Genomic DNA, 16739 nt, shown 5'->3' on the forward strand with positions numbered 1-16739 from the left:
AAAATCAAGAGGTTAGCTTAGCAAAAAACTGAAATGAGCAAGGAAGTGAACACATGTTTCAAAATTTACCAGATTCTTTTTTACAAATGAATACGATTTTTATTTCGATTATGATTGAGGCGCTGCCGTTTGTGTTGATTGGTGTTTTTATTGCAGGCTTCATTCAAATGTTTATTTCCGAAGCTTTTATTGCTAAGATTATGCCGAAAAATCGATTTTTAGCGGTGATTGTTGGTTCGGTTATCGGGGTATTATTTCCGTCGTGTGAGTGCGGAATTGTGCCGATTGTCCGGAACCTGATCGCAAAAGGGGTACCACTTCATGCTGGGATCGCGTTTATGCTAACAGCGCCGATCATCAATCCAGTCGTATTATTTTCGACGTACGTGGCGTTTGGTAGTACATGGGAAGTGCCACTGTTACGTGTTTTAGGGAGTCTAGTCGTCGCGATGGTTGTAGGAAACGCGATTGCTTATTTTTATAAAGGTGAGGGGTTAAAAGAGAAGTTCATGCTGTATGAAACGGCAAGTGAACGAAAGGAAAAGGAGGCGTCGCCACAAGTACTCGCGATTGCAGGCATGGACGGGATGATGGCTTCTGGATCTACGCATACAATGCCGCATGAGGAGGCAGAGCACCACGATCACGCGCATCATCACGAGCAGGATAACGCCAAAATGCCAATGAAAGAGAAGGTTTGGCATACATTGCAACATGCTGTCGATGAGTTTTTCTCCGTCGGGAAATTTCTCGTGTTTGGTGCATTACTGGCAGCGGTGATGCAGACATATATTAAAACTTCGACGCTCGTTTCGATTGGGCATGGACCTGTGTTATCGATTCTACTCATGATGGTATTGGCGTTTGTTTTATCGCTTTGTTCCGAAGCAGATGCCTTTATTGGTGCCTCATTCCGTAGCGTTTTCTCAACACAATCGATCGTTGCATTCCTTGTTTTTGGTCCGATGTTAGATATTAAAAATTTGATGATGATGTTGGCGACTTTTAAAGCGAAGTTTGTTGCTTTTATCGTGATTGGTGTTACGATTACCGTGTTTATTTATGCATTACTAATATAGGAGGAGGGCGTTTTTTATGTTTCGTGTTTTTATTTTATTCGGATTCGCCTTCTACTTGATGCAACTGCATGTGACGGGCGATATTAGCAAGTATATCAATATGAAGTATTCTTATTTGTCACAAGCGGCGATGATTGCTGCATTTTTGCTCGGCTTGGTGCAATTAATCATGATTTTCCGCGATGAGGATTTAGTACAGGATCACACGCATATGGGGCACACGCATGATGGAGAAAATACGTTTTGGAAAAAGATTTTAGTGTATGGGCTTCTTGTTTATCCGCTTGTGGCAGGCTTTATGTTCCCGATTGCCACGCTTAATTCAACGATTGTGGACGCTAAAGGATTTCATTTTCCGAAAAATAATGCGGCGGGCGATGATCCGTATGCGATGAACCAATTTTTGAAGCCAGATACGAGTGGTTATTTTGGTAAATCGGATTATGAGAAAATGATTGCCAAAGAGAAGGCGGAGATCATTCATGATAATCCAATCAAGGTGACAGACGCGAACTATTTGATGACAATGGAAATTATTTATAGTTATCCAGGGGAATTTGAAGGGAAGCAGATTGAATTTACTGGTTTTGTGTATAATGATCCAGTGACGAAGGGCGCCAACCTATTTGTATTTCGCTTTGGAATTATTCATTGTGTTGCGGATTCGGGCGTTTATGGGATGCTTGTACACATGCCTGATGGGGAAAATGATCTCAGCAATGATACGTGGGTAAAAGTGAGTGGCGTTATTGAGCAAGAATACTACGCTCCTTTTAAAATGGACATTCCTGCTGTGAAGGTGACCAAATACGGTGAAATTCCAAAACCAAAAGATGTCTATGTCTATCGCAAATATTAGGTTGCGGAAATGGTTCACATGCGGTATGCTTAAACCTGTGAAAACGAAAACAAACCTAAAGAAGGATGGGAATGAATATGAATCATTATTCACCCTACTTTCACTTTCCGCGTGAGGATTGGCGTAAGCTGGAAGTAAGTAAAGACCAGATGTTATCGGCGGAAGAGCTAGAGGACATCAGAGGTTTAAACGATCGTATATCATTAGAAGATATCGCAGAAATATACTTGCCACTTGTGAAGTTGCTAGCGATCCATTACCATGAGCAAATCTTCATTCACGGCGAAAAAATGGAATATTTGAAGCGACACGCGACACATACCCCATTTGTTATTGGGATTGCTGGAAGTGTGGCGGTTGGTAAAAGTACGACAGCGCGGGTGCTTAAAATCATGCTGAATCGCTGGTTCCAGAAGACGCGAAAAGTGGAGCTGATCACAACAGACGGTTTCTTATACCCAAATGCTGTGCTAGAGGAAAAGGGCTTGATGGAGCGCAAAGGTTTTCCAGAAAGTTATGATCGGAGCCGATTTGTGGCTTTTTTAAGTGATTTGAAGAGTAATAAAGCTGATGTTGAGGTGCCGTTATACTCCCATTTTACGTATGATATTTTGGAGGAGACACGTGTTATTAGTCAGCCGGACATCATCATCGTGGAGGGAATTAACGTGTTACAGGTCGACCCAGAGCAGGCCGTTTTTCCGAGTGATTTCTTTGATTTCTCGATTTATATGGATGCAGAGGAGGCGGAAATCAAGCGCTGGTATTTGGAGCGATTCTTCATGCTACGCGAGACCGCTTTTCAAGATACAAGCTCCTATTTCCACCGCTATACAAAAATCAGCGAAGAAGAAGCGCGCCAGTTTGCGCTTGCAACATGGGATAAAATTAATGGCGTGAATCTGAAAGAAAATATTGAGGGAACGAAATATCGAGCGCAACTTATTTTGAAAAAGGGTGCGGATCATCTTATTTCAGATGTGTATCTGCGCAAATAACATCCAGCAAAAAAAAGATTGAAAAAAAAAAAGAGATGTGTTAAGATGAATTTAGGAAAAAGAATCAGTAGATACACAAAAAGCCCCGACTCTCGGCTAAAGATATCGGGGCTTTTTTTTGTTGGATTAGAACTTTGATCGTCGTTGTGGCCGCTCACGCTTCCGATGTTCTAACCAGTACTTGTAGGTCATGAGTGTCATCCCAACAAGAATCGGAGCAATAAGTGTGGAAAAAATCAGAATCAATAGATACACCTCCTTCATAAAAGCATGCTAGAAGGTTGACGACTTCTATAATTATAGCACGCAGATGGCATAAAATTAAGCCTTTCTGGTAACTTTGCCTTTTCATTGATTTCGTGATTTTTTAACCCTGATTTCACTTATTTCTTTACATTTTATTTTTTTGATGTAAAATAAAAGTGAGTAATCACTCATTATTGTGATGAGGTGTTTTTAATGAACCTGGAGGAGGTTTTTTGAAATGGGAGATGCAGCGATTCGTGTGGCAGATCTGAATGTGTCGTTTGGGAAGAAACAGATTCTTGCGGATATTGGACTAGAAGTGGCGAAGGGTGAGATTTTTGGGTTGATCGGTCCTTCTGGTGCGGGAAAGACGACGCTTGTTAAGGTCATTGTTGGGATGGAAAAAGGAGATTCGGGGAATGTTACGGTTCTTGATAAGCGTATGCCGAACCTTGGTGTAATCGCTAATATTGGCTATATGGCCCAGTCTGATGCGCTTTATATTGATTTAACGGCGAAGGAGAACATGGAATTTTTTGCGGCTTTATACTCGCTAAAAGGAACGAAGCGCAAGGAACGGATTGCCTATGCGGCGAAGTTGGTGAATCTAGAGGGAGAGTTGAATAAGCAGGTCAGCGATTATTCGGGAGGCATGAAACGGCGCCTGTCATTGGCTATTTCAATGTTGCAGGACCCTGATGTGCTGATCTTGGATGAACCGACAGTTGGAATTGATCCGGAGCTTAGAAAATCGATTTGGGAAGAACTGGACATGCTGAAGGGCGAAGGAAAATGTATTCTCGTGACGACGCATGTTATGGATGAGGCGGAAAAATGCGACCGGTTGGCGATGGTGCGTGATGGTAAAATTATAGCGGTTGGGACGCCGGCAGAATTGGAAGCGAAGACGGCAACGGGGAAATTAGAAGATGCCTTTTTACAATTTGGAGGTGTGCAGTCATGATGCGGGTGATGGCGATTGTAAGGCGGATTGCGAATCAGTTCCGACGGGATAAAAGGACGTTAGCTTTGATGTTTATTGCACCGCTTATTTTGATTACGTTGATCAATTATTTATTTGATGGAAATGCGGTGGATCCGAAAGTCGGTGTGGAAGGCGTGTCAGGTGAGATGGTGGCACAGCTGAAGGACACGGATATGACGGTGAAGCAATATGATTCGGTGAGTGATGTGAAGGGGACCATCAAGTCGGACGGGCTGGACGCATTTATTAGGCAGGATGGCGCGGATGTGAATTTAACATTTGAGAACAGTGATCCAGGTGTTAGCAAACAGATTCAGATGAAATTGCAGGCGGCTTTGATGGCGGAGCAGAAAGATGCGATGAAGCAACTAGGCGTGTCGATGCAAGAAGCGAGTGCGAAGATACAGCAGACATTAGCGATGGTTGCGAAACAATACACGGCACAAACGGGTCAGCTGTTAGACATCCCGACGGTGAATTTGCCGATTCCAAAAGAACAGCAACAGCTATCGATTTCGACGGAATATATATATGGTGACGCGGATACAACGTTTTTTGATACGATTGGACCGATTTTTATTGGCTTTTTTGTATTCTTCTTTGTCTTTTTGATTGCAGGGATTTCGTTCTTGCGTGAGCGGACAACGGGGACTTTAGAGCGGTTGATGGCGACGCCGATTAAGCGGTGGGAGCTGGAAACGGGATATTTGCTCGGTTTTGGGATATTTGCCTTGGCTCAGTCCATTATCGTGGCGCTTTATTCGATTCACGTACTGAATATGGTACAAATGGGCTCGATTTGGTATGTTTTACTGATTACGCTGATGTTAGCAATGGTGGCATTGACACTTGGCATTCTGCTGTCGACATTTGCGAATAATGAGTTTCAAATTGTGCAATTTATTCCGATTGTGATTGTACCACAAGTGCTGTTTTGTGGTATCTTTCCGCTAGAAGGAATGGCGGATTGGTTGCAGTGGGTGGCGCACATTATGCCACTTTATTATGGCGCGGATGCATTGACATCGATCATGGTAAAAGGCGAAGGATTCGGTGGTTTTGCGACGGATTTCTATATTTTACTTGGATTTGCGCTCGTTTTCATGATTTTAAACATTTTTGCACTGAAAAAATATCGTAAAATATAGAAAGGAATGGTGGTAATGGCTGAAAATAACGATATCTTGACGCAGATGCTTGAGGTGGCGGAACAGGATAAAAAAATGAGCGATAAGCAGCGGAAAATTGTAGCGGCTGCGATTGAATTGTTTGCTGAACGTGGTTTTGCGGCGACTTCAACGAGTGAGATTGCGAAGCGCGCTGGTGTTGCAGAAGGTACAATTTTTCGACATTATAAGACAAAGAAAGATTTATTAACGTCGATCACTGTGCCGATCATGATTGATAGTGTCGCGCCATTTTTGGCTAGGACTTTTGTGGCGGAGGTATTTGAGCAGGAGTATCCAGATTTTAGGGCTTTCTTAACGGAACTTGTGCGGAATCGGTTTGATTTTGTACGTGAGAATAATCAGGTGATCAAGATTTATATGCAGGAACTGTTATATCATGATGAGATGCGGGAGCAATTCTCAAAGGTTTTTATGGTGCATGTGAAGGGGCAGTTTGATCGGGTTATTGTTTTTTTTAAAGAACGCGGGGAGATTAACGATATGCCAAATAGTACGATTATGCGGGCGCTGATTACGAATATTGTTTGTTTTTTGATGACGCGGTTTATGATTATGCCAAAAGCCGATTGGGATGATGATGCGGAAATCGAGCGAACTGTCACGTATATATTGAATGGTATAAGTTAAAAGAAGGGTGCATTGCCAGCAAATATAGGGCGATGCATCCTTCTTTTTGTCATCAGTTTTTTCTTGAATCGGCGACGATATGAATATCGATTCCGTCTGTTTCACGCATAATGGCATTTACGACAGAGCCTTTTGTCAGTTCTTCTAGGCGCGTTTTGACGGATTGACCAAGAATGATTTGCGTAATATGATGTGTTTTTGCGACATCTGTAATGACACTGAAAATCTTGCGACTATGATTGGACTCAATTATAAAATGCGCGTTGAATTCTTTGGCTAGCTTTTTCCAGGTGTCGTATTTCTTGCGGGTATGCGGATCGAGATCGCTAAAATTTCCAGGTATTGCGGTGAGAATAAAGAGTTCTGCGCGCAGTCTATTCGCGATTCGCCAGCCACGACGGATCAGTTTTTCAGCGTTGTCATCATTTTTAATACAGACGAGTATTTTTTCGTTCATAGCAGCGGCACGATGTTTGGGCTCCTTTTCGGGAGTCTTATCATCAACATCATCGGCGACTTCGCGTAATGCCATTTCGCGGAGTGCGGATAGATTGCGCTGTGTAAAGAAATTTTCGAGTGATTGATTGATTTTATGGATGGCATAGATTTTCCCATCGCGAAGCCGTTTTTGGAGTGTTTCTGCGGAGACATCGATCAGGATGACCTCACTTGCTGTATCTAAAAGATGATCGGGAATGCGTTCGCGTACTTTCACGCCAGTAATGGTTTGCACCGCATCATGCAAGCTTTCCAAATGCTGAATATTGACGGCTGTCAGGACGTTGATGCGATGATCTAAAATATCTAACACATCTTGATATCGCTTGTCATGTTTGGAACCAGGAATATTGGTATGCGCGAGTTCATCAATAAGGACAACATCTGGATTGCGACGAATAATGGCATCCACATCGAGGTCATGAAAAGTACTACCTTTGTATGGAATTGATTTTAGCGGGATGATTTCCAGATCTCCAATCATATTTTTCGTTTCTTCGCGATTATGCGTTTCTACTAGACCGACCACGACATCGAGCCCTTCTTTTTTCATGTCTTGGGCTTCGATGAGCATGCGATATGTCTTACCAACGCCCGGCGCGGAGCCAATATAAATCTTGAGTTTGCCTTTTTTCAGACGTTCAATTTCGGCAAGGATTTCTTCGGGAGTCTTGCGGCGAAAGGAAAAATTACCATCATCGGTCATAGGCTTCCGACCTCCTTAGTCATGTAATTTTGATAAGGCTAAATTTAATTGTAAAACATTTACACGTGGCTCACCAAAAATACCGAGAGAGCGTGATGCTGTGCAGTCCGCTACAAGTTTAGAAACCGTGGCAACTTCTAAATGGTTTGCCTTGGCAACGCGCGCTACTTGCAATTTCGCGCTGGCGACAGAGATATCAGGATCAAGACCCGACCCGGAGTTTGTTACTAAATCTGCCGGGATATTGGTGCGATCCATGGTGGAATTATCTTTCATAAGCTGTGCAATAGATGCTTCGACGCGCTTTTTCAGGGCTGGATTCGAAGCTGCTAAATTTAGAGAACCGCTTGCACTCGCATCATTTTTGATAGAAGAGACGCGACCATGAAAGTAGTTAGCCGATGAGAAGTTTTGTCCAATCCATTTGGAACCGATGATTTTCTTATCCTTTTTGATTAGCGAACCATTAGCTTGCTTTGGAAAAAGAACTTGGGCCACGCCAGTTGTCGCGAGTGGGTAAATAAGTCCGCAAATAACGATGAAGACAAGGCATAAACGTAGTGCTTTCATCTTTTTTCCCTCCTATATGAAGACCGAAACGGCCAAATCAATTATTTTAATACCGAAAAATGGGGCAATGACGCCGCCGAGGCCGTAGACGAACAGGTTTTTTTTGGAGTAGCTTACTTGCCTTCATTGGCGTGTATTTGACGCCTTTCATCGCGAGCGGAATCAAGATCGGAATGATGACAGCATTAAAAACGAGTGCAGAAATAATCGCGCTAGTAGGGGAGTCCAATTGCATTATATTTAGTTGGTTCATCGCCGGAATGGCAATGGCGAACATCGCCGGGATAATCGCGAAATATTTGGCAATGTCATTGGCAATACTGAATGTTGTCAAGGCACCGCGCGTCATTAAGAGCTGTTTTCCAATCGAAACAACTTCGATAATTTTTGTTGGATCAGAATCCAAATCTACCATGTTCGCGGCTTCTTTTGCAGCGATTGTTCCAGAGTTCATCGCAAGACCAACATCGGCTTGAGCAAGTGCAGGTGCATCATTCGTGCCATCGCCAGTCATCGCGACGAGTTTGCCAAGTGCTTGCTCATCTTTGATTACTTGAATTTTGTCCTCTGGTTTGGATTCGGCGATGTAATCATCGACTCCGGCTTCCGCGGCAATTGTTTTCGCTGTCAATGGGTTGTCTCCTGTACACATAATCGTTTTGATTCCCATTTTGCGCAGTTGAGCGAACCGTTCTTGCATACCGGGTTTGACTGTATCTTTCAGATAGATAAAACCGTAAATTTCGGCGTCGACAGAGACTGCTAGAGGCGTACCGCCAAGCCGTGCAATACTATCTCCAACTTCTTGCATATCAGCAGGCAAATTACCACCCAAACCTTCTACCCAGCGAGCAATCGAATCGGAGGCCCCTTTACGGATTTTACGATCGTCTTTTAAGGTAATACCACTCATTCGCGTTTCTGCTTGGAATTCGATTTCCTGAGCGATCTGCGAATCATTGTCAGGGTAGGTGATTTCCAGTCGTTTAGCCAAAGCTAACACGGATTTCCCTTCTGGTGTATCATCTTTTAACGAACTAATCGCAGCGATTTCGGCGACCTGGGCCATTGTATGACCACCGACCGGCAAAAACTCACTCGCCATCCGATTTCCAAACGTGATGGTGCCCGTTTTATCTAAAATAATGGTATTAATATCCCCAGCTGCTTCCACGGCTTTTCCGCTCATCGCAAGTACATTGAAACGTGTCACCCGATCCATTCCCGCAATTCCAATCGCAGAAAGGAGGGCGCCAATCGTTGTTGGAATAAGGCAAACTAGCAGTGCTACCAGCGTTGGAATCGACAACAGGACGCCATTAAAACGCGCAATTGGATACAGCGTCATGACCACAATCATAAAAATAACGGTCAGCGTAATGAGCAAAATGGTGAGCGCAATCTCATTCGGCGTTTTTTGACGTTTAGCCCCTTCGACCATGGAGATCATCTTGTCAAGGAAGGACTCACCAGGGTTGCTTTCAATCCGGACTTTAATAGCGTCACTAAGAACCATTGTTCCACCAGTAACCGAGGCAAAATCACCGCCGCTCTCTTTAATAACAGGTGCAGATTCACCAGTAATCGCCGATTCATCAATCGATGCAAGCCCTTCAATAATTTCCCCATCACTCGGAATCAAATCGCCCATTTCAACGAGGACAATATCTCCTTTATGCAGCGTGGACGCCGGAACTTCTTTCACAGATCCATCTTTTTGAATCCATTTTGCTACCGTATCTTGCTTCGTTTTTTTAAGTGAATCGGCTTGCGCCTTTCCGCGACCTTCTGCCAAACTTTCCGCAAAATTTGCAAATAGAATTGTGACGAATAAAATAAGGAACACCGTCAGCTCGTATCCAAATGCTCCTGTTATACCAAAAAACTGCGGAAACAAAAGAAGTAACAGTACAACAAAAGTTCCAACTTCTACAACAAACATAACTGGATTTTTCATCATGACTACCGGATTCAATTTTACAAAGCTCATTTTTATAGCAGTGAGCATCATTTCTCGATTAAATAAGACGTTTTTTTTCTCCATTTTTATACACTCCTATAAAGTTAAACTTTCTGCAATTGGTCCAAGTACGAGGACAGGTAAGAAGGTCAGGGCGCCGATAATGAGCACGACCATCACTAAAATCCCTGTAAACAAGCCATTATCTGTTCTGAACGTCCCGATGGTTTCGGGAATAAACGATTTTGCTGTCATTGAACCGGCGACGGCCAGTAATAGTACGATTGAAGCATAGCGCCCTAAAAACATCACGATTCCAGTCGTCAAATTCCAAAACGGGGTATCATCTTGAAGCCCTTCAAAACCCGAGCCATTGTTTGCAGCAGAAGAAGTGAATTCATATAAAACTTGTGTCATGCCATGGAAACCAGGATTAGAAATGGCTTCAGTTCCTAGTGTTGTAAGCAATGCTACGGCTGTGGGAACCAAGATAATTATTGGATGAACGAGCAGTGTCAGGGTGATTAGCTTCATTTCCCTCGGCTCGATTTTGCGACCAAGAAATTCGGGGGTGCGCCCAATCAAGAGCCCGCATAAAAATACACCGAGCATCGCGTACATCAACATGTTGATTAAGCCGACACCATCACCGCCAAATACGACATTGAGCATCATCAAGGCTAGCGTTCCCATACCACCGAGCGGCGTCAACGTGTCATGCATATTGTTCACCGATCCAGTCGTGGCCGCCGTTGTAATCGTACTAAAGAGCGTCGAACCACCGAGTCCAAAGCGCATTTCTTTGCCTTCCATACTGCCTTGCGCATTGGAAACCCCGAGCCCAGTTAACACCGGATTACCGGCTTTCTCCGACATGAAAATCAGCCCAAGAAAAACGATAAACAAGACAAACATCGCGAAAAAAATAACCCAGCCTTGCTTTTGATTTTTAGCAAAACGGCCATATGTGTAGGTAAGTGAAGCAGGGATACACCACATTGCTAGCATCTCCAACACATTTGTAATCGGCGTTGGATTTTCGAATGGATGTGCCGAGTTAGCACCGAAGAACCCACCACCGTTCGTTCCTAAATGCTTGATCGCTTCAAGAGATGCTACAGGTCCAAGTGCAAGGGTTTGTTTTACGCCCTCAAGCGTTGTCAACGTTTGCGAGCTCGCTAAAGTCTGTGGCACCGCAAGCCCCACCAAAACGATAGCTAAAACAAAGGAAAAAGGCAAGAGCAACCGTGTGATGGTCCTCGTGAAATCTTCATAAAAATTACCCAGCGTTTGGCCTTTACTCGTAATCCCACGAATGAATGCAATCGCAACAGAAATCCCGCTCGCAGCAGACGTAAACATCATCATCGTAATAAAAATCATTTGCGTCATGTTAGTTAACGCCGTTTCCCCGCTGTAATGTTGTAGGTTCGTATTTGTCATAAAACTGATAACCGTATTAAAAGCAAGCGTTGGATCAAGCCCTTTTAGGCCGGTAGGATTTGCCCAAATACCTTGCATAAAAACGACCAAAAAGCCAAAAATCATCAAAATCGCATTGACGAGTAGCAAAGAAATCGCATAACGCTTCCAAGTCATTCCCGGACGATCTTGCAATCCCGCTAGCCGATAAATACCGGCTTCCAGCTTTCCAAAAAAACGATCTGCTTTTGCCGGTGCCCCCGCATAAATGTGGTACATGTAAGTTCCGAGCGGTTTGATGATACAAAATAAAATCAAAATGACAACAACAATTTGTAAAATTTCCATTGTCTCCATATCTCCCTTAATTAAAATTTCTCTGGATGAACGAGCGCATAGACTAAATAACCCAGTAACAAAATCGCAATTATCAGCATTGCAATCATTTTAACTCCTCCCTCAAGCTTTTACGCTATTATTCATCATGTCCCCAATAAAAAAACACCCCAGATATCCATCCGCGGATCACAAGTAAGGGGCCGTACAAAGCATCATTCCATCTCCCTTTTCCTGTCGCGAAATACAGGTTCTGTATCCTGTGGTTCACGCATATGAAATTGTTTGAAAATCGATTTTAAAACGCAAAATAGCTGCCAAAAAAACGGGAAACGCTAGTTATACCAGTACTTCATAAAGTGAACTATTATTTCTATTTCTGAGCTATGCGACATATCATACTCCTATTTTTGAGAAAAGTAAACCATAATATTAAAAGTTTTTTCAAAGTGAGGAGGGACCTAGCATTTGGCCAAAATAAAAAAGTGAAGCACAGCATACAACTGCGTTTCACTTTCAATAGATCGTATTATGCAAACTGTTTTGAGAGCCAATTCTTACCTTCCACAAATCGACTGACGAGCATCGCACAAACCGTATTTCCGGTTGAGTTTAGTAATGTTGCAGGTATATCAATTATCGTACTAATAATCATGATGGTTCCCACGAGTTCCGGATTAAAACCAAACACCGCACAAATCATTAGTTCACCTGTCATACCACCACTTGGAATGGCGCCCATCACAGCTCCAACGAGGAAGGCGACGCCAAGAATGGCTAGAATGCTCATTGGCGAAGTCATGTCTTTACCAAATAAGGTAAACAAGAAGATGATTTTGATGATACCGCCCATGACAGAACCATCTTTATGCGTGTTTGCACCTAGAGGAATAACAGTTTCTGCGATATCATCCGGTACCCCCATTTTTTTCGTAGCTTGTAAATTAACAGGAATACAAGCAGCACTGGATGAAGTTGCAATCGCTGTAATCGAAGGCGTAATCACGTTTTTCCAATAAACCTTCACACCAAGTCGACCACCCGCGATAAATGCGTACAAAGTAAAAGCACCGAAAAAATAAATAACCGCTAGTGCTAAATAAAGCAAGAATGAGTTCAAATACCCGTTGATAATTTGTGGTCCAAGTTTACCGACTGTATCTGCAAAGTAACAACCAAGACCAATTGGTGCGGCGAACATAATCACTTTCACCATTTTTAAAATGACTTCAGTTCCTGCGTTTAAAAAATCTGCAACAGGTTTTCCTTTGGAACCAGCCATCGATGTAGCAAGCCCTAGCAGGATAGAAAATACGATCAGAGGCAATAAGTTAGACTTAGAGAATAAGTCCAAGAAATCAGGCACTGTGAACGTTTTGACGAGCGTTTCACCAATGCCGGAGCTCACTGATTCCGGTGCTGCGGGCAAGTTTTTAATAATGTGCGTCATATCGACACCTTGTAGCGGGTTATAAATCGTTGTCCCAATGAAAGCGATGACCGCAGCGATTAGAGCCGTTGAAAAGAATACCGCAAAAACGGTCCCCATAATTTTCCCAAGACGCTTCATGCCCTGCATATTGGCAATTGCAGAAGAGACGCTGAGAAAAACAAGTGGTACAATCACGACAAACATGAGATTCAAAAATATTTCCCCGATAGGTCTAACTACAGCTGTCTTATCCCCAAAAATGAGACCAGCTGCACCACCTAATATAATTCCGGCGATTAAGAATAAACTGAATGTATAATTTTTTAGTACTTTCATATGTAGTAAAACCTCCCCTTATCTTTTTCTAGAATAGCATTTTAAAGCGTGAAAGGGAAGCGCTTTTTGCAATAAATGCGAAAGAAAAAGCCTCCCAATCTAAAGCGTGCTTAGAAATCGGAGGCTTCTGACGTTAATTTGATTCTGTAGAGTTTGAATCTGTGCTTGTCGCTTTGTTCTTATTATTATAGTTGTACTTCGAAGGATCGGTTTTCTTAAAGCCTTCTGGTGTGTAGAAACGAAGCAGATCGCCTTGTAAAACTTCATCGGAAAGCTCAAGTTCTTTCGCGACGTTGTCTTTTGTAGCTTTCATGGCATCCGTTTCAGTTGTGATTTCTTCGCCTGTTTTTTGATTGTAGAACTTGCCGCCAATCATGGAATAAGCAGGCGTTATGAAGTCACCGTTTCGGAATGGTACGACTTGTTTCACGTCTTTAGAAAGCAAATCGTTACCTAGTTGCACGTAATTTTTCGTATCGGTACCAAGCAAGTGTAACAGTGTTGGCAACATATCGATTTCGCCGCCGTACGTTTCATTGACGCCACCTTTGACGCCCGGTACATGAAGCATAAATGGTACGCGTTGTGCTTGCGCATTTTGGTACGCGTCATAATCGGTTCCTAAAATTTTGGTCATCGCTTGCGCATGGTTGTCAGAAATACCGTAGTGATCACCGTACATAACAATCACCGAATTCTCATATAAACCAGCATCTTTCAAGTACTGCACGAAGCTTTTCACAGACTCATCTAAATAGCGAGCCGTTTGGAAATAGCTATCGACAGATGAATCACCAGTCTCAGCAGGTGCTATCGTCGCTTCTTCCGGTGTAATTGGATACGGGAAGTGGTTCGTTAGTGTAATAAATTTCGCATAGAACGGCTGTTTCAAAGTTTCGATATATTTCTCGGACTCTTGGAAGAACGGCTTATCTTTCAAACCGTAGTTCGAAACGTCTTTTTCGTTCATGTCATAGTAACTAGCATCGAAGAAATGGTTGTAGCCAAATTGCTTGTAAATTTCATCACGGTTCCAGAAACTCTTATAGTTCCCGTGGAAAACCGCTGAATCATATCCTTGTTGGCCTAAAATGGCAGGTGCAGATTGATACGTGTTCTTACCTTTTGTAGAGAAGGCAGAACCTTGTGGAAGTCCGAATAAAGAATTCTCTAGCATCATTTCGGCATCCGATGTTTTCCCTTGCCCAGTTTGATGGAAGAAATTCGTGAAGCTAATCGTGTTCTTATCTTTAAAGAACGAGTTGATGAATGGTGTGACTTCTTCACCGTGAAGCTTATAGCCAATCAAGAACTGTTGGAAACTCTCCAAGTGAAGATAGATCACGTTTTTGCCTTTCGCCTTGCCAAAATACTCTGGGTTAGGCTGGGCATAATTTGATTTCGTATAGTTCAAGACTTCATTGACGTCGCTACTATCAGCGAGGGCACGTTGCGTTGAATTTTGTGTACTTTTTACAGCGTCATACAGCTGGAAGTTTGTCATCCCGAGATATTTCACGATATATGTGCGGTCAAACGTACGCGTAAGCAGTTCCGGACGATCGATTTCCGCAAGACCTAAGTTGGCGAAGAACATTGCCACACCTAGCGTTAGAACGCCTACGGTTTTGCGAGCACGAATACGCGCTTCTTTATTTGGTTTTACAACTCGGAAAACAAGTAATCCAATCAGGAAAATGATATCCAAGAAGTAAAGCGCATCGGTCCAGTTCATTAAAGCTCCGATACTGCCACTTTGTTCCCCAAGGCTTGACGCCTCTTTAATGTTCGGTAGTGTAATAAAATCGCTGAAGAATCGGTAGTACACCATGTTCGCGAACAGGACGATGGTCAGCAATAAATCAATAATGATAATCCAGACAAATGAGCGTCTACCTTTTGCGAATAAAGCCAGTCCCATAAAGAACACAGCCGAGCTCAACGGGTTGATAAGTAGTAAAAATTGTTGCATGGCATTCTCAATACCAAGGTTAAATTCTGTTTGATAAGCAATATACGTTTTTAGCCAAAATAGAATGACGGCTAGAATAAAAAATCCGTAGTTCTTACTTAAAAAACGGAGGACTTTATCTTTCCAATCTTTCATAATTCACCTCTCCTAAATACTTACTAATTCAAGTATAGTTCTTTGATTGTCTAATTAGAATAAAAAAAACTGGGTTTCATATGTAAAAAGCATTACGCTAAATCCAAACCCACGTTAACCTAATAGTAACATAACTTTAACAAAAGTGAAAACTAAAAAACATGAGTCTAGAGGCTGATATGGTTTAGGAATTGGCTTTCATCAAGGTTTATGGCGGTTTCTTTTGACAAATAATCTGTTCTATAGACCACGCTAAAAAGATGTATTTACTACGTATAAGTTGAGACGCATATGAAGCGTATTTTGCTGACTGCGTTCGGTATTTTGATTTTGATGTTTTACGAAACCAGCTACAGAAGAGAGTCCCTCAAAGTTTTCACAACCTCCACAAAAAAATCAAAAGAGGTTTCTCACTGCGCCCCTAACAAATTTTGTCCGAGGCTAACGGGCTTTTTTTGCCTTTCATAGTTGCTTTTAGAGCAGAAGCTACTATATAATAGGAACAACAGCAAGGAGGAATAAATATTGAAGAAAACGATTGCTATTATCATTTTAATTATCGGGTTGCTTCTCGTACTTTCGCCGTTTATTAAGAGCGGGGTTGTGAAGTACCTAAGCGAGCGGGACTCCGTGACGAATTACAGTGCAGAAACGATTGAAAAAAATAATAACAGAGACGCCAACTTTGATTTTGCGAGTGTCGAATTACCATCGATGACATCCGTTGCCAAAGGAGCTGTAGATTACGACAAGAACGCGGTCGTTGGTTCGATTGCGATTCCGAGTGTAGATCTTAGTCTGATGGTATTAAAAGGGACGAATACAGCGAACCTGCTTGCCGGTGCAACGACGATGCGCGCGGATCAGGTGATGGGAAAAGGAAACTATCCACTTGCTGGACATCACATGCGTAACGGCTCGATGCTATTTGGACCAGTGATGAACGTAAAGGAAGGCGCCAAGGTGTATCTGACCGATTTGAAGAACCTTTACACGTATGAGGTAACGAAAACAGAAATCATTAAAGATACAGAAGTTAGCGTGATCGACAATACGGAAGAGCCTCAGATCACGTTGATTACGTGCGATGTTGCCACTGAAACCGATCAGCGCTTTGTCGCGATTGGGAAGTTAGTTTCAACAGAGAAGCTGACGAAAGAGAAAGAGGATAAGTATTTTAAATAAGTTTTCATTTATGCGCCTGACATGGAATGTTAATTCTATGCTGGGCGTTTTCTATAGAAATTCATTTTCGTTAAATAGATCATGACTAATTTTAAAAATTTCCAATTATATGGGTAGCTAAAGTAGTAACTTAAATAAAAGGTGGCAAGGATAGTTGACAATGAATAAAGAGGTAATTTCCTATACAAAAGGCATTTTAATTT

The 16739-nt window shown here is 42.5% G+C and carries 14 protein-coding genes and 1 pseudogene; 7 read left to right on the top strand and 8 right to left on the bottom strand.

The window, feature by feature from the left end; translation table 11 throughout:
- Window positions 1–53 precede the first annotated feature (53 nt).
- The 3 genes from PGRAN_RS06285 to coaA all read left to right on the top strand — a co-directional run bounded on the left by PGRAN_RS06285 (window position 54) and on the right by coaA (window position 2936).
- On the top strand, window positions 54–1079 hold the full coding sequence (locus tag PGRAN_RS06285) for a permease (RefSeq protein ID WP_036065960.1): 1026 nt from the start codon (window positions 54–56) through the stop codon (window positions 1077–1079).
- Window positions 1080–1095: 16 nt separating this feature from the next.
- The gene (locus PGRAN_RS06290; protein ID WP_036065961.1) at window positions 1096–1938 is read left to right on the top strand and encodes a TIGR03943 family putative permease subunit; all 843 of its coding nucleotides are present in this window, start codon (window positions 1096–1098) and stop codon (window positions 1936–1938) included.
- Between the two features lie 77 nt (window positions 1939–2015).
- Window positions 2016–2936, top strand: a complete 921-nt coding sequence (gene coaA / locus PGRAN_RS06295; protein WP_036065997.1) for a type I pantothenate kinase — start codon at window positions 2016–2018, stop codon at window positions 2934–2936.
- A gap of 126 nt (window positions 2937–3062) precedes the next feature.
- Here coaA and PGRAN_RS17740 read toward each other — a convergent pair whose 3' ends face one another.
- Complete coding sequence (locus PGRAN_RS17740; protein WP_222712969.1) at window positions 3063–3200, bottom strand: type I toxin-antitoxin system Fst family toxin; 138 nt, start codon at window positions 3198–3200, stop codon at window positions 3063–3065.
- Window positions 3201–3420: 220 nt separating this feature from the next.
- Here PGRAN_RS17740 and PGRAN_RS06300 point away from each other — a divergent pair, with 220 nt between their 5' ends.
- The 3 genes from PGRAN_RS06300 to PGRAN_RS06310 are packed head-to-tail and all read left to right on the top strand — an operon-like array spanning window position 3421 to window position 5984.
- Window positions 3421–4146, top strand: a complete 726-nt coding sequence (locus PGRAN_RS06300) for an ABC transporter ATP-binding protein (RefSeq protein ID WP_036065962.1) — start codon at window positions 3421–3423, stop codon at window positions 4144–4146.
- Entirely contained in the window at window positions 4146–5315 is a 1170-nt protein-coding gene (locus PGRAN_RS06305) for an ABC transporter permease (protein ID WP_036065998.1), read from the top strand. The genes PGRAN_RS06300 and PGRAN_RS06305 overlap by 1 nt, the downstream gene beginning before the upstream one ends.
- Before the next feature lie 15 nt (window positions 5316–5330).
- Window positions 5331–5984 carry a TetR/AcrR family transcriptional regulator gene (locus tag PGRAN_RS06310; protein ID WP_036065963.1) on the top strand — a complete coding sequence of 218 codons (654 nt, stop codon included), beginning with the start codon at window positions 5331–5333 and terminating at the stop codon, window positions 5982–5984.
- Window positions 5985–6036: 52 nt separating this feature from the next.
- On the opposite strand, the gene kdpDN is transcribed toward PGRAN_RS06310, so the two are convergent.
- The 7 genes and pseudogenes from kdpDN to ltaS form a co-directional block, all read right to left on the bottom strand.
- Window positions 6037–7188 carry a KdpD-like non-kinase potassium sensor gene (kdpDN, locus tag PGRAN_RS06315; RefSeq protein WP_036065964.1) on the bottom strand — a complete coding sequence of 384 codons (1152 nt, stop codon included), beginning with the start codon at window positions 7186–7188 and terminating at the stop codon, window positions 6037–6039.
- Between the two features lie 15 nt (window positions 7189–7203).
- A complete protein-coding gene (gene kdpC, locus PGRAN_RS06320; RefSeq protein ID WP_036065965.1) occupies window positions 7204–7758 on the bottom strand; it encodes a potassium-transporting ATPase subunit KdpC in 555 nt (184 codons plus the stop codon).
- 12 nt (window positions 7759–7770) lie between these two features.
- Window positions 7771–9802 (bottom strand): annotated as a pseudogene (gene kdpB, locus PGRAN_RS06325) (potassium-transporting ATPase subunit KdpB).
- Between the two features lie 12 nt (window positions 9803–9814).
- Window positions 9815–11488, bottom strand: a complete 1674-nt coding sequence (gene kdpA, locus PGRAN_RS06330; protein WP_036065966.1) for a potassium-transporting ATPase subunit KdpA — start codon at window positions 11486–11488, stop codon at window positions 9815–9817.
- A 20-nt stretch (window positions 11489–11508) separates the two neighbouring features.
- Window positions 11509–11586: a K(+)-transporting ATPase subunit F gene (kdpF, locus tag PGRAN_RS17745; protein ID WP_077914608.1), complete on the bottom strand. Its 78-nt coding sequence runs from the start codon at window positions 11584–11586 to the stop codon at window positions 11509–11511.
- Window positions 11587–12005: 419 nt separating this feature from the next.
- A complete protein-coding gene (locus PGRAN_RS06335) occupies window positions 12006–13244 on the bottom strand; it encodes a dicarboxylate/amino acid:cation symporter (RefSeq protein ID WP_036065967.1) in 1239 nt (412 codons plus the stop codon).
- A gap of 133 nt (window positions 13245–13377) precedes the next feature.
- Window positions 13378–15351 carry a lipoteichoic acid synthase gene (gene ltaS / locus PGRAN_RS06340; RefSeq protein ID WP_036065968.1) on the bottom strand — a complete coding sequence of 658 codons (1974 nt, stop codon included), beginning with the start codon at window positions 15349–15351 and terminating at the stop codon, window positions 13378–13380.
- A gap of 522 nt (window positions 15352–15873) precedes the next feature.
- Between ltaS and PGRAN_RS06345 the strand changes: the two genes are divergently transcribed.
- Window positions 15874–16536, top strand: a complete 663-nt coding sequence (locus PGRAN_RS06345; protein ID WP_036065969.1) for a class A sortase — start codon at window positions 15874–15876, stop codon at window positions 16534–16536.
- Window positions 16537–16739 lie beyond the last annotated feature (203 nt).

The sequence above is a fragment of the Listeria grandensis FSL F6-0971 genome, from assembly GCF_000525835.1.
Lineage (GTDB): Bacteria > Bacillota > Bacilli > Lactobacillales > Listeriaceae > Listeria_A > Listeria_A grandensis.

What these genes read in the sequence shown, in the direction of transcription:
- PGRAN_RS06285 (WP_036065960.1), top strand. Translation starts at nt 54, where the DNA reads ATGTTTCAAAATTTACCAGATTCTTTTTTACAAATGAATACGATTTTT.
- PGRAN_RS06290 (WP_036065961.1), top strand. Translation starts at nt 1,096, where the DNA reads ATGTTTCGTGTTTTTATTTTATTCGGATTCGCCTTCTACTTGATGCAA.
- coaA (WP_036065997.1), top strand. Translation starts at nt 2,016, where the DNA reads ATGAATCATTATTCACCCTACTTTCACTTTCCGCGTGAGGATTGGCGT.
- PGRAN_RS17740 (WP_222712969.1), bottom strand. Translation starts at nt 3,200, where the DNA reads ATGAAGGAGGTGTATCTATTGATTCTGATTTTTTCCACACTTATTGCT.
- PGRAN_RS06300 (WP_036065962.1), top strand. Translation starts at nt 3,421, where the DNA reads ATGGGAGATGCAGCGATTCGTGTGGCAGATCTGAATGTGTCGTTTGGG.
- PGRAN_RS06305 (WP_036065998.1), top strand. Translation starts at nt 4,146, where the DNA reads ATGCGGGTGATGGCGATTGTAAGGCGGATTGCGAATCAGTTCCGACGG.
- PGRAN_RS06310 (WP_036065963.1), top strand. Translation starts at nt 5,331, where the DNA reads ATGGCTGAAAATAACGATATCTTGACGCAGATGCTTGAGGTGGCGGAA.
- kdpDN (WP_036065964.1), bottom strand. Translation starts at nt 7,188, where the DNA reads ATGACCGATGATGGTAATTTTTCCTTTCGCCGCAAGACTCCCGAAGAA.
- kdpC (WP_036065965.1), bottom strand. Translation starts at nt 7,758, where the DNA reads ATGAAAGCACTACGTTTATGCCTTGTCTTCATCGTTATTTGCGGACTT.
- kdpA (WP_036065966.1), bottom strand. Translation starts at nt 11,488, where the DNA reads ATGGAAATTTTACAAATTGTTGTTGTCATTTTGATTTTATTTTGTATC.
- kdpF (WP_077914608.1), bottom strand. Translation starts at nt 11,586, where the DNA reads ATGATTGCAATGCTGATAATTGCGATTTTGTTACTGGGTTATTTAGTC.
- PGRAN_RS06335 (WP_036065967.1), bottom strand. Translation starts at nt 13,244, where the DNA reads ATGAAAGTACTAAAAAATTATACATTCAGTTTATTCTTAATCGCCGGA.
- ltaS (WP_036065968.1), bottom strand. Translation starts at nt 15,351, where the DNA reads ATGAAAGATTGGAAAGATAAAGTCCTCCGTTTTTTAAGTAAGAACTAC.